The organism is Micromonospora sp. CNZ297 (genome assembly GCF_007827625.1).
The window spans coordinates 154,396-167,185 of sequence record NZ_VISU01000008.1; the positions used below are offsets into that span (position 1 = coordinate 154,396).

The following is a 12,790-nucleotide window of genomic DNA, read 5'->3' on the forward strand; positions in this document are numbered from 1 at the left end:
TCGTTAGCACGAGCCGTCCGATCCCAGCGCACGGCGAGGGCCGTATCCGGGTGGCGGGTCGAGGTTCGGCAGATGCTGTCGCCCCATACGCACAGCCTGCGTCATCGCGTTCCAACACTCAAGGATCAGACGTCTCGATGTGCTTGCCGAGTGAGGGGACGGGTTACCAGACTCGAATCGATGGCAGGCACCCGCCTGTCAGGGTTGGACGCGTTCCGCCTCCTGCACGAAGGTATCGCTCCGCCGGGCCCCCATCCGGTCCAGTTCGTCCAGCACCGCACCCACCCCGTCCGCACCCACCAGCACTGTGACGCGCAGCCGGGCCGACAACGGCTGGTCCTGCCAGTAGCCGCGCGGCAGCAGGCTCGCCTGTGGCGTCGTCGTCGCCACGGCGGCGTCGCTGACGATGACCGAGATCGCGCCCGCGCGCAGCAGCGCGTCGCGCAGGTCGGCGCTGTTCGCGGCCGGGTCCGGTTCCAGCAGCGCGGTGACCACCCGTACCCGCTGACCGGGTGGCACGGACGCTTCGCCGGCCGGCGCCGCCGCGCTACGGCGCCGGGGCGCGCCCGGCGCGGTCAGGCTGGTCACGCCACCAAGGTGGTACGCGTCGGCGCCCTGCTGCGCCTGGTCCAGGCGTTCCTGATCGGCCGGCGGCACACGCAGGCCGATGAGCGCCTGCACCCCGGCGGCGATCAGCCAGGTCAGGACGAACGAGAACGCGACCACGCTCACCACGCCGACGAGCTGGCGCCACAGCAGGCCGCCTCCGCCGCCGAGGAACAGCCCGTCGGCGCCGAGCGGGTTGACCCCGCGGTTGCCGAACAGGCCGAGCAGGAGCGTGCCGAGCATGCCGCCGACGAAGTGCACGGCGAGCACGTCGAGCGCGTCGTCGAGGCGTAGCAGGTACTTCAGCTTCAGCGCGAAGTGGCAGACCAGGCCGGCCAGCGCGCCGATCGCGACGGCCGAGGCCGCGTTGACGTACCCGGCGGTCGGGGTGACCGTCGCCAGGCCCGCCACCGCGCCGGAGACCGCGCCCACGACGGTGCTGTGTCCGTCGGTGACGCGTTCCAGCGCCAGCCAGACGAGCATCGCCGCGGCGGCGGCGAGGTGCGTGTTGAGGACGGCCTGGGCGGCGAGGCCGTTGGCCTGGAGGCCGTCGCCGCCGTTGAAGCCGAACCAGCCGAACCAGAGGACGCCGGCGCCGACGATGGTCAGCGGGATCGAGTTCGGCGGCGCGGCGGTGTGCGGCCAGTCCCGGCGTCGGCCGACGACGAGCAGGACGGCGAGGACGGCGGCGCCGGCGCTGGCGTGCACGACCAGCCCGCCGGCCCAGTCCTGGGTGCCGAACTTCGCCAGCCACCCGCCGGGGTGCCAGATCCAGTGCGCGATCGGCGCGTAGACCACTATCGACCAGACCGCGAGGAACAGCACCCAGCCGCCGAAGCGCAGCCGGCCCGCGGTGGCGCCGGTGACGAGCGCGGGTGTGATCACCGCGAACATCATCTGGAACAGCACGAACGCCAGCGTCGGGATGGTGATCCGGCCGTCGACCACGTGCAGGTTGGGTGCGGGCGGCACCTTCAGGTCGGTGAGCCCGAACAGTTCCAGGTTGCCGAACAGCCCGCTGCCGGCGTCGTCGCCGAAGGCGATCGTGTAGCCGACGAGCACCCAGGTCAGGCTGACCACGCCGAGCGCGATCATGTTCTGTTGCAGCATCGCCAGCACGTTGCGGGTTCGGACCATGCCGCCGTAGAACGCGGCGAGCCCCGGCGTCATGAACAGGACGAGGCCGGCGCAGACGAGCACCCAGGCGGTGTCACCCGCGTTCGGAGCGGACACGGTTTCCCTCCTTCTATCGCAGGTTGACGGAGTCGCGGACGGTGTGCAGCACGGTGTCCTTCACCCGCTCGTGGTTCGGTACCGGCGCGAAGTGCCGGTCCGGCAGCAGCAACAGCCAGGTGGCGATGTTGAACGGCCCGGTCAGCACCGGGATGCCGAGCGGCGTGAGCATGGTGGTCAGCGCCATCTGCACGAACAGCGTCAGCGCGATGCCGAACAGCGTGTAGACGGTCACCAGCGCGCCGGGGCGGTTCGCGACAGCGCCCACCACGATCGCGGTCAGCACCGCGTTGAAGGCGAACAGCCCCTTGTCCAGGGACGCGCCGTCGGCGCCGAACCAGAGCGCCAGCAGTGTCGCGCCGACGGCGCCGATCACCGCGAACAGCGCCGACCACCGGGAGTTGATCAGCAGGGCGACGAGGATGAGCAGGCCGGTGACCCAGCTCTCGATCAGGTAGACCTGGGACACGCCCTTGAAGAAGACCGGGATGAGGCCCCAGTCGAACGTGCCGCCGGTCAGCGATCCCTCACCGGGGAACTTCGGCGTCAGCTTGGTGAGCACTGTGAACCTGTCGAACTGGTACGCCGCCATCAGCAGGAACCAGGTCGTGAGCACGAACGGGAACGTGTAGGCGGTCAGGTTCCAGCGTTTGAAGACGGCGTTGAGGGCGAGCGTGACCACCACCGTGCCGATCGCGCCGAGCACGAGGTAGAGCCACATCAGCGGGCGCTGGTCGAGGAACGTGGGCACCGCGAGCCCGGTCAGCAGCGGGCTGAAGCCGAACAGGCCCTTGCGCCAGCTCGACATGTCGACCCGCAGCGCCAGCGCGGTCGCGGTGCCCACGACCAGGCCGAGCACGCCGCCGCCGAACACGCGGGGCGTCCCGTTCTCGAACGCGCCCCAGGCGAGCGCGATCAGGATGAGCAGGCCGCTGAGCGGGTTGTTCTGGAGCACCACCTGCGCGGCGCCGCGCAGGCCGGCGTCGACGAACCGGACCAGCGGGTTCCGGTCGGCCAGGTGGCGCCAGCCTCGTCCGATGTCGGCCATGTCGCTGCCCTCCTCGCCTCAACGCCAGCTGAAGACCGGCGGGAAGGTGCAGCCGGTCACCTCTTCGCGGGCGGCAGTGCAGAACGCGCGTACCGCGGCGCGGACCGGTTCGGTCTCCTGACCGAGCACCTTGAACACCAGGCCGGCGTCGTTCGGCAGCCGGCTGACCGCGGTGGCCAGCGGTGTCTGCTCGTCCCACACCGGCGTCGCGGTCCGTTCGAAGACCCGGGCCGCCCGGTCCGGGTCGGTGAGCAGCACGACGTTGCCGAAGACGTGGAAGCGGTCCATCATCCCGATCCGCGACACCGGGAACCGGCCGGGCGTGATGACGAACTTCTCGACGAACAGCGGCCGCCCGTCGGGCCGCTGCGCCCGCAGGGTGGTGGAGAACAGGTCGTACGCGAAGATCTCGCCGTCGCGGTAGTACTTGCGGCCGGGCTGGAGCACCTCGGCGTACAGCATGGTGGCGGTCTCCGGCAGCCGGACCACGGTGTCGGAGACGAACCGGCTGCGCCGGAACGGGATCACCGGCTCGGGCAGGAACTCCAGGTAGGCGTCCTCGGCCAGGGTGAAGCTCTGGGCCTGGGTGCCGTAGTTGGCGTCCATCTCCTGGATCTTGGTGGCGGCCTGGGTGACCAGGTGCGCCTGCGCGCCCGGCCCCAGGTCGACGTCCATCCGGAGCCGGTCGCCCTGGAGCACGCCGCCGGAGGTGGTGAGGATCATGACGCAGGGCAGGCCCGGCATCTCCTCGTCCCAGTACAGCGCGCGCTGCACCAGCAGCGGGGACTGCCGGAAGACGTCGCGCATGATGGTCCGGTCCTCGCGCCGTTCGAACCCCAGCCGGAGGATGCCCACCTTGCCGTTCGCGGCAGCCGGCAGCTGCGCCGGCTGATCCTGGTACGGCGCGAGTTCCCGGACGGAGTCCAGAGTGGTCATGCGAGGACTTCGGCGTCGAAGAGCGCGTTGCGGCGGACCAGGTCCACCAGGTCGTCGATGCCCTCGCCGGTCTTGCAGTTGGTGAAGACGAACGGCTTGCCGCCGCGCATCAGCTCGGCGTCGCGGGCCATCACGTCCAGGTCGGCGTCGACGTACGGGGCCAGGTCGGTCTTGTTGATCACGAGGATGTCGGACTTGGAGATACCGGGGCCGTTCTTGCGCGGGATCTTGTCGCCGGCCGCCACGTCGATCACGTAGATGAAGTAGTCGACCAGCGCGGGGCTGAAGGTGAGCGTGAGGTTGTCGCCGCCGCTCTCGATGAGCACGACGTCGCTGTCCGGGAACCGCGCCTCCATGTCCTCGACCGCGGCGAGGTTCATGCTGGGGTCCTCGCGAACAGCGGTGTGCGGGCAGGCGCCGGTCTCCACACCGACGATGCGTTCCTCCACCAGCACGCCGGTCAGGGCGCGGCGGACGTGCTTGGCGTCCTCGGTGGTGACCACGTCGTTGGTGATGACCAGGATGCGCAGGCCCTGTTCGACCAGGCGGGGCACGACGGCCTCGATGATGGCCGTCTTGCCGCTGCCCACCGGGCCGCCGACGCCGATCCGACTCGCTGATTTCATTTCCGAAAGCCCTTCAGGTGGGTGAGCGCTCAGCTCATGAACATCCGTACGTGTGCGTGCTGGTGCGCGCCGGCCAGCACGTCGAGGTGCGGCGCGAAGCTCTGCATGTCGTCGAGCCCGGCGGTGCGCACCTCCTCGTAGTCCTCGCCGACCCGCTCGTTGACCGCGAAGAGGATCGACTGGGTGTCGAGGTGGTCCACCCGCATGAGCCGGACCGCCGCGCCGAGCACCATGGAGGCCGCGCCGTACTGGTGGGCGGCGAACGCGTCCGCCTCGCCCACGCCGAGTTCGGCGAAGAGCACGCCGAGCGCGACCGGGTAGGTGACCGGGACGCCGCCGCCGCTCTCCGCGACGCGCTTGCGCAGCAGGGACTCCCCCACCACCCGTTCGGCGGCCTCGGCCAGCTTGCGCCCCATGCGGACGGTCATCGTCCGCGTCTCCTCGTTGATCTTGCGCAGGTGTACGGCCTCGTCGGCCGCCCGGATCCGGTCGAGGTCACCGGCGCGGGCGGCGCGGTGCGCCACGAGCAGCGCCACCCCGTCGCCGGTGGCGGCGGCGCGCGTGACGGTACGCACGAACTCCTGCAACGTGGTCCGGTCGTGCACCGCCCCCTGCTCGACCGCCGTCTCCAGCCCGTTGGAGAAGGAGAAGGCGCCGACCGGGAAGACCGAGTCGCCGAACTGGAGCAGTTTCAGTGCCTCGGTCACCGTGGACACCCCGGCCCCTCAGTTCAGGTCGGCGGGCAGGTGCGTGTGCGGGGTCGAGTCGGCCCCGCCGAACAGCCGCCGCGACTCGTGCGGGGCCAGGTACGCGATGATCTCGGTGCCGGGCATGAACTCGTGGGTGAGACCGGTGAACGCGTGGGTCCGCATCACCGAGTCCATGACCTTGCGGTCCACAGTCAGCGGGACGTACATCTTGGTGCCCTTCACCACCGCCGGCCAGTGCTGGTTGCCGATCGCGTGGCCCAGTTCGACGGCCGAGCGGATCACCATGTCCAGCGACTCCCCGTGCAGCGTGTCGAGGTGCACGACCATCACCTCGCCGAGCGCGATCCGGGCCACCACCGCGGTCGCGGTGGCGTCGTCCCAGGCCAGCACGTCGCCGTCGCGCAGCCGTACGCCGCGGGCCAGGGACAGCGCCAGTTCGGTGCCGAGGCTTGTGGTCCGGCGCAGCCGGCTCTTCTGGGCGTCCCACTGGTCGAGGACCAGGTCGTCGACCTTGGCCTCCCGGAGCCGCTCGGTCCAGGCCGGCTCGTTCACGTTGCCGAGTACCGTTTCGACGAGCATGTGTTCTCCTTTCACGCGACCCCGCCACCGGCCCGGCCGGGGGCGGGCGCCGTGCCGGGTCAGCTGAAGAAGTAGAGCTGGCTGAGGGGGAGGTTCTTGGCCGCCGGCACTGTCGCGTGCACGCCGTCCATCTTCACGGCGAAGGTCTCCGGGTCGACTTCGAGCTTCGGCGTACGGTCGTTGCGCACCATGTCGCGCTTGGTCAGGTTGCGGCAGCCGTAGACCGGCATGACCTGCCGTTGCAGACCGAGCTGTTCGGCCACCCCCGACTCGTGCGCAGCCCGGGACACGAACGTCACGCAGTTCTTGGCGACCTGGGAGCCGGTGGCGCCGAACATGGGCCGGTAGTAGACCGGCTGCGGGGTGGGCAGCGACGCGTTCGGGTCGCCCATGATCGACCAGGCGATCATGCCGCCCTTGAGCACCATCTTCGGCTTCGTGCCGAAGAACGCGGGCTCCCAGAGCACCAGGTCGGCGAGCTTGCCGGGACTGACCGAGCCGATGACGTGCGAGACGCCCTGGGTGATCGCCGGGTTGATGGTCATCTTGGCGACGTAGCGCAGGACGCGGAAGTTGTCGTTGGCGTCGGAGTCCTCGGCCAGCTTGCCGCGGACGTTCTTCATCTGCCCGGCGAGCTGGACGGTGCGCAGCCAGGTCTCGCCCACCCGGCCCATGGCCTGCGAGTCGCTCTGCATCATCGAGATGACGCCCTCGTCGAGGAGCACGTCCTCGGCGGCGATCGTCTCGGTGCGGATCCGGCTCTCCACGAAGGCGACGTCCGAGGGCACCTTCGGGTTGAAGTTGTGGCAGACCATGATCATGTCGTACAGCTCGGACTGGCTGTTGATGCCGTACGGCACCGTCGGCGTGGTCGAGGCGGGCAGCACGTTCATCTGGCCGGCGACCTTGATGATGTCCGGCGCGTGCCCGCCGCCGGCGCCCTCGGTGTGGAAGGTGTGGATGGTCCGGCCCTCGAAGGCGGCGATGCTGTCCTCGATGTAGCCGCTCTCGTTGAGCGTGTCGGTGTGGATGCTGATCTGGACGTCGTACTCGTCGGCGACGGCCAGGCAGGACCGGATCACCGCGGGCGGCGCGCCCCAGTCCTCGTGGATCTTGAAGCTGGGCACCCCGGCCATGATCTGCTCGACGAGCGGCGCTCGGCCACTGCTGTTGCCCTTGCCCAGCAGGCCGATGTTGATCGGCAGGTTCTCGAACGACCGCATCATGTTGTGGATGTTCCAGGGACCGGGCGTGATGGTGACGCCGTTGGTGCTGTCGGTCGGTCCGGTGCCGCCGCCCCAGAGCGTGGTGACGCCGTTGCTGAGCGCGGCGTACACCTGCTGCGGGGTGACCAGGTGGACGTGCGCGTCGATGCCGCCGGCGGTCAGGATCAGGTGCTCACCGGAGATCGCGTCGGTGCCCGGACCGGTCACCAGGCCCGGGGTCACCCCGTCCATGATGTTGGGGTTGCCGGCCTTGCCGATCCCGGCGATCCTGCCGTCCTTGATCCCCACGTCCGCCTTGACCACGCCGAGCAGCGCGTCCACGACGGTCACGTTGGTGATCACCAGGTCCACCACGCCCTCGGCGCTCGTGGCCTGGCTGGCACTGCCCATGCCGTCGCGCAGGGTCTTGCCACCGCCGTACATGACCTCGTCACCGAGGACCCGCAGGTCCTTCTCGATCTCGATGTAGAGGTCGGTGTCACCCAGACGGATCTGGTCGCCCGTGGTCGGGCCGTACATTCCGGCATATTCCTGCCGTGAGATCTGACTCATGCGTTGTCGCTCCAGCTCTGGCGCGTCGAAGGATTGCCGGCTACTTGTCGCCCTTGCCGCTCTTGTCCTGGCCCTTGCCCTGACCCTTGCTCTGGCCCTTGCCCTGGTCCTGCTGCTGCGACGTGGTCTTGAAGCCGCGCGTCTGGGCCTGGTGGAGCGCCTCGGCCCGGTCCGGCCGGTAGCCGGGGATCGGCCCGTCGCCGGTCCAGCCCTGGACCAGGCCGTTGAAGCCGTACACCCGCTGGGAGCCGCCGTACGGGACGAGCTGGACGGTCTTGCGGTCGCCGGGCTCGAACCGGATCGAGGTCGTGGCCGGGATGTTCAGCCGCTTGCCGAACGCCGACGGACGGTCGAACTCCAGGAAGCGGTTGGCCTCGAAGAAGTGGAAGTGGGAGCCGACCTGGATGGGCCGGTCACCGGTGTTGTGCACGACCACCTCGGTCACCGGCCGCCCGGCGTTGAGTTCCAGAGGTTGGTCGCTGAGCTTGTAGCCGCCGATGGGCCGAAGGTGCTTGGAGTTCGGTCCCGGGTGTTGCTTCGCCATGTCGCCCCCGCTCTGCCGGAGACCGTGGCCTCCGGTCGCTGCTCTACTGGATGGGTGAGTGGACGGTGATCAGCCGTGACCCGTCGGTGAAGACCGCCTCGACCTGGAGCATCGGGATCATGTCCGCCACGCCGGGGATCACGTCGTCGGCGGTGAGCACGTGGCTCGCGTCGTTCATGACCTCCTCGACGGTCTTGCCCTCGCGCGCGCCTTCGAGCGCCGCGGCGCAGATGACCGCCACCGCCTCGGGGTGGTTGAGCTTGACCCCGCGCGCCTTGCGGGCGTTTGCCACCATCGCCAACGAGTGGATCGTCAGCTTGTCGAATTCCTTCGGCGTGAGATGCACTTCGCGATCCCTTCGTCCGCACCTTCTGTACGGTTTCAGCTATTGCGTCACGGTAAGAGCGGTTTGGTCAGCCCGCAGCCCGTTCAGGGAGATTTCAGGAACCGGTGTGGGCCCGCTCGCGCCGGTGGTAGTCGGCGACCCACATCTGCTGGATCTGCTCCAGCGTCCGGCCCTTGGTCTCCGGCAGGTAGCGCCGGACGAACAGGAAGCCGAGCACGCACAGCCCGGCGAAGAGCGCGAACACGCCCGACCGGCCCAGCGCGTCGAGCAGGCTCAGGAAGAACTGCGTGATCAGGTACTCGGTGCCCCAGTGGGTCGCGGACGCGATCGCCACGCACCGGCCGCGGATCGGACCGGGATAGATCTCGTTGATCACGGTCCACGCGCCCGGCCCGATCGACACCGCGTAGAACGCGACGAAGAAGACCACGCCGACCAGCAGGAACAGGCCCGAGGTGGTGATCCGGCCGTCGCCGCGCCCGGTGCCCGCGCCCAGGAAGCTGACGCTCACCACGGCGAGCGAGACCGCCATCCCGGCCAGGCCGACCAGCAGCAGCGGCCGGCGGCCGACGCGGTCGAGCAGGCCCACCGCGACGAGCGCGAACGCCGCGTCCACCGCGCCGATCGCCCAGGTGGTCGCGGAGAGCTGTGCCTCCGGGGTACGGAATCCGGCCGCCGAGAAGATCGAGTCGGCGTAGTAGATGATGCCGTTGATCCCTGTCGTCTGCTGGAACAGCGCCAGCCCGACGCCGAGCGCGAGCGGACGCCGCCACTGCGGTGACAGCAGCTCCCGCCAGCTCGCCGTGCGGCCGTGCAGACTCTTCTCGATCTCGCCGAGGCGCTGCTCCACCCGCTGCTCGGGAACGGTCCGGCACAGCGACTCCCGGGCGCGGCGCCGGTCGCCCCGCTTGAGGTACCAGACCGCCGAGTCCGGCACCACCACTGTCACCAGGATCAGCGCCACGCCCAGCACGACCGCCGCGCCGAGCAGGTAGCGCCACGACTCGCCGCCGGTGAACAGCTCGTCCGCCAGGTAGCCGATGAAGATCGCGAAGGTGGTCGAGAACTGGTAGACCGCGAGCAGGCCGCCGCGGATCCGTTCCGGCGCCGCCTCGGCCGCGAACATCGGCCCGGCGACCGAGGCCACGCCGATGCCCACGCCGAGCAGCAGCCGCGCGCCGAGCAGGGCGCCGATGGTCGGCGCCGCGGCCTGCACGATCGTGCCGACGACGTACGCCCCGGCGGCGACCCACAGCGCGCCGCGCCGGCCGATCCGGTCGGCGAGGTGACCACCGGCGAGCGCGCCCGCCAGCGCGCCGAGCGTCACCCAGCTCGCCGCCACCTCCACCTCGAAGGTGTCCACGTCGAACGTGTGCCGGATGTCGTGCAGGGCGCCGCTGATGACGCCCTGGTTGTAGCCGAAGAACGCGCCGGACAGGACGACGATCGACACGATCGCCACGAGGTTGTGACGGGGCGGCCGGCCGGCCGCGCGTCCGCTCGCCGCCATGTCACCCCGTCCGCCGGCGACCGCCCCCCGAAACGGCCGAAAACCTACATATGCGACATATAGTATGTTCGCCGCAGCGGTCCGACAGCGAAACGATGACGCTGCCGGGGTCGCTCCTGCACACGGACGGGGGAAGGGTGAACCGGTCGGCGCCGTACGGCCCCGCGGACTCCTACCGCGAGTTCCGGCACCCGCTCGCAGCGCTCGTGCTCGCCGTCGTCACCGCCGGCGCGCTGGACGCCTTCGCGTTCCTGCGGTACGGCGCGTTCGTCGCCAACCAGTCCGGCAACGCCATCTTCCTCGGCATGGGGCCGGCCGGCGGGCATCCCACGTGGCCCGTCTCGGCGGCCTCGATCGTCGCGTTCGCCACCGCCGCCGGGCTGGTGAATCTGCTCCGCCGCCGAACCCGGCCGACGGTGGCGCCGCTCGTCGACATCGCGGTCACCGAGGCCGCCATGATCGTCTGGGCGGTGCTCAACCTGGTGCTCGCGTACGGCCGGCACGGCACGGCGTCCCGGGTGCTGCTCGCCGCCGCGGGCGCGGTAGCCATGGGCAGCCTCACCACCCTGGCGAGCCGGACCGCGGGCATCGCGACGCCGATCACGTACCAGTCGGACACCACGACGAAGACCGGTGAGCGGGCCGCCCGCTGGCTGCTCGGCCCCACCGCGGGCCGGGGCCGGGCCCGGCGGGGCACCCTGCTCGGACTGCTCGCCCTGGTCAGCTACAGCGTCGGCGGCGCGGTCGGCACACTCGCCCAGCACCGGCCCCGCTGGGTGCCGCTGTGGGGGACGCTCGCGCTGGCCGTGCTGATCCTGCTGCTGCGCCGGCACCGGCGACCAGGACCGGCGTCGCGGCCCGGCTGAGCGTCAGTCCGCCTGGGCGTCAGTCGGCCTGGGCGTCAGTCGGCCTGGGCGGCGAGTTCCCGCGCCCGGTCCCGGGCCGCCTCCAGCGCCGCCAGCATGGCCGCGCGTACGCCGTGGTTCTCCAGCTCACGGATCGCCGAGATGGTGGTGCCCGCGGGCGAGGTGACCGCCTCGCGCAGCTTCACCGGGTGCTCGCCGGAATCGCGCAGCATCACCGCCGAGCCGATCGCGGTTTGCACGATCAGCTCGTGCGCCACCTGGCGCGGCAGGCCGAGCAGGATGCCCGCGTCGATCATCGCCTCGACCAGGAGGTAGAAGTAGGCCGGGCCGGAGCCGGACAGCGCGGTGACCGCGTCCTGCTGCGACTCGGGCACCCGGACGGTGGCGCCGAGCGGGGAGAACATCTCCTCGGCCAGCGCCAGGTGCTCGCCGGTGGCGTACGCGCCCGCCGAGATCGCGCTCATCGCCTCGTCGACGAGCGCCGGGGTGTTCGTCATGACCCGGACCACAGGGGTGCCCTCGGGCAGCCGGCGGTTGAAGAAGGCGGTCGGCAGACCGGCGCAGAGCGAGATGACCAGCTTGTCGGCCGGCACCTTCGGGCCGATCTCGTCCAGCAGCGCGGCGGCGTCCTGCGGCTTGACCGACACGGCCAGCACCTCGGCCTCGGTCACGGCGGTGAGGTTGTCCACCACCCGTACGCCGTAACGGTCGGCCAGTTCCCGCGCCCGCGCCGGCCGCCGCGCGGTGGCGAGCAGCCGCTCCACCGGCCAGCCGGAACGCAGCAGCCCGGAGAGCATCAGCTCACCGATCTTGCCGGCGCCGATCACCGCGACCGTGTGCACCTCGCGTGCCATCAGCCGTACCCCTTCCCGGGTCACGTGGGCACGGCGTGGCGGGCCGGGTCACCGGCCCGCCACGCCCGTGCGCCGTCGATCAGCTGCCGAAGAAGACCTCGGCCTCGGCGTACCGCTCCAGCGGCACGGTCTTCAGCTCGCGGGTGGCGTCGGCGAGCGGGACGCGGACGATGTCCGTGCTCTGCATCGCGACCATCTTGCCCCAGTCGCCCTCGTGCGCGGCGTCGATCGCGTGCAGGCCGAGCCGGGTGGCCAGCACCCGGTCGAACGCGGTCGGCGTGCCACCGCGCTGGATGTGGCCGAGCACCACGGTGCGGGCCTCCTTGCCGGTCTTCGCCTCCAGCTGCTCGGCCAGCCACTGGCCGATGCCGCCGAGACGGACGTGACCGAACGCGTCCAGCTCCTGGTTGTGCAGCACCATCTGGCCGTCGAGCGGCTGGGCGCCCTCGGCGACCACGACGATCGGGGCGTACTGGTGCTGGAAGCGCTTCTCGACGTAGCCGGCGACCTGCTCGACGTCGAACTGCCGCTCCGGCAGCAGGATCACGTTGGCGCCACCGGCGAGACCGGCGTGCAGGGCGATCCAGCCGGCGTGCCGGCCCATGACCTCGACCACGAGCGTGCGGTGGTGGCTCTCCGCCGTGGTGTGCAGCCGGTCGATCGCCTCCATGGCGATGTTGACGGCGGTGTCGAAGCCGAACGTGTAGTCGGTCGCACCGAGGTCGTTGTCGATCGTCTTCGGCACGCCGATGACGTTGACGCCCAGCTCGTGCAGCTTGGTCGCGACGCCGAGCGTGTCCTCGCCGCCGATCGCGATCAGCGCGTCCACGCCCTGGGCGGCGAGGTTGTCCTTGATCCGCTCCACGCCGTTCTCGATCTTGAACGGGTTGGTGCGGGACGAGCCGAGGATGGTGCCGCCACGGGGCAGGATGCCGCGCACCTCGGCGATGCCGAGCGGCTTGGTCAGGCCCTCGAGCGGGCCCTTCCAGCCGTCGCGGAAGCCCACGAACTCGTGACCGTAGGTGGCGACGCCCTTGCGGACCACCGCCCGAATCACCGCGTTGAGACCTGGGCAGTCGCCGCCGCCGGTGAGCACGCCGATACGCATGATCTGCTCATCCTCCTGGAGCATCAGGTGAAGCCCGGATAAGCCC

General features: G+C 70.6%; 13 protein-coding genes. 1 reads left to right on the forward strand and 12 read right to left on the reverse strand.

Translation table 11 applies throughout. From position 1 onward, the window contains the following. Window positions 1–198: 198 nt before the first annotated feature. From FB454_RS16850 to FB454_RS16895, 10 genes are all read right to left on the reverse strand, one after another. Window positions 199–1,839 carry an ammonium transporter gene (locus FB454_RS16850; RefSeq protein WP_030273916.1) on the reverse strand — a complete coding sequence of 547 codons (1,641 nt, stop codon included), beginning with the start codon at window positions 1,837–1,839 and terminating at the stop codon, window positions 199–201. A 13-nt stretch (window positions 1,840–1,852) separates the two neighbouring features. Next, window positions 1,853–2,887, reverse strand: a complete 1,035-nt coding sequence (gene yut / locus FB454_RS16855; RefSeq protein ID WP_030273918.1) for an urea transporter — start codon at window positions 2,885–2,887, stop codon at window positions 1,853–1,855. An 18-nt stretch (window positions 2,888–2,905) separates the two neighbouring features. Beyond that, a complete protein-coding gene (locus tag FB454_RS16860) occupies window positions 2,906–3,823 on the reverse strand; it encodes an urease accessory protein UreD (RefSeq protein ID WP_047893003.1) in 918 nt (305 codons plus the stop codon). Further along, window positions 3,820–4,449 (reverse strand): urease accessory protein UreG, encoded by a 630-nt coding sequence (gene ureG, locus FB454_RS16865; RefSeq protein ID WP_013287653.1) that lies wholly within the window; start codon window positions 4,447–4,449, stop codon window positions 3,820–3,822. Before ureG ends, FB454_RS16860 begins: the two co-directional genes overlap by 4 nt. A 29-nt stretch (window positions 4,450–4,478) precedes the next feature. Next, entirely contained in the window at window positions 4,479–5,156 is a 678-nt protein-coding gene (locus FB454_RS16870) for an urease accessory protein UreF (RefSeq protein ID WP_223201363.1), read from the reverse strand. 18 nt (window positions 5,157–5,174) lie between these two features. Then, entirely contained in the window at window positions 5,175–5,738 is a 564-nt protein-coding gene (locus FB454_RS16875; protein WP_013287655.1) for an urease accessory protein UreE, read from the reverse strand. A 59-nt stretch (window positions 5,739–5,797) separates the two neighbouring features. Then, window positions 5,798–7,516, reverse strand: a complete 1,719-nt coding sequence (locus FB454_RS16880) for an urease subunit alpha (protein ID WP_030273921.1) — start codon at window positions 7,514–7,516, stop codon at window positions 5,798–5,800. Between the two features lie 40 nt (window positions 7,517–7,556). Next, window positions 7,557–8,060, reverse strand: coding sequence for an urease subunit beta (locus FB454_RS16885; protein ID WP_030273923.1), 504 nt, complete (start codon window positions 8,058–8,060; stop codon window positions 7,557–7,559). Window positions 8,061–8,103: 43 nt separating this feature from the next. Beyond that, on the reverse strand, window positions 8,104–8,406 hold the full coding sequence (locus FB454_RS16890) for an urease subunit gamma (protein ID WP_013287657.1): 303 nt from the start codon (window positions 8,404–8,406) through the stop codon (window positions 8,104–8,106). A gap of 94 nt (window positions 8,407–8,500) precedes the next feature. After that, the gene (locus tag FB454_RS16895) at window positions 8,501–9,916 is read right to left on the reverse strand and encodes a sugar porter family MFS transporter (RefSeq protein WP_013287658.1); all 1,416 of its coding nucleotides are present in this window, start codon (window positions 9,914–9,916) and stop codon (window positions 8,501–8,503) included. A 137-nt stretch (window positions 9,917–10,053) separates the two neighbouring features. Between FB454_RS16895 and FB454_RS16900 the strand changes: the two genes are divergently transcribed. Next, window positions 10,054–10,782, forward strand: coding sequence for a YoaK family protein (locus tag FB454_RS16900; protein ID WP_236619233.1), 729 nt, complete (start codon window positions 10,054–10,056; stop codon window positions 10,780–10,782). A gap of 35 nt (window positions 10,783–10,817) precedes the next feature. On the opposite strand, the gene proC is transcribed toward FB454_RS16900, so the two are convergent. Further along, window positions 10,818–11,636 carry a pyrroline-5-carboxylate reductase gene (proC, locus tag FB454_RS16905; protein WP_013287660.1) on the reverse strand — a complete coding sequence of 273 codons (819 nt, stop codon included), beginning with the start codon at window positions 11,634–11,636 and terminating at the stop codon, window positions 10,818–10,820. A 79-nt stretch (window positions 11,637–11,715) separates the two neighbouring features. Then, entirely contained in the window at window positions 11,716–12,744 is a 1,029-nt protein-coding gene (locus tag FB454_RS16910) for a 6-phosphofructokinase (RefSeq protein ID WP_030273929.1), read from the reverse strand. Between the last annotated feature and the right edge of the window lie 46 nt (window positions 12,745–12,790).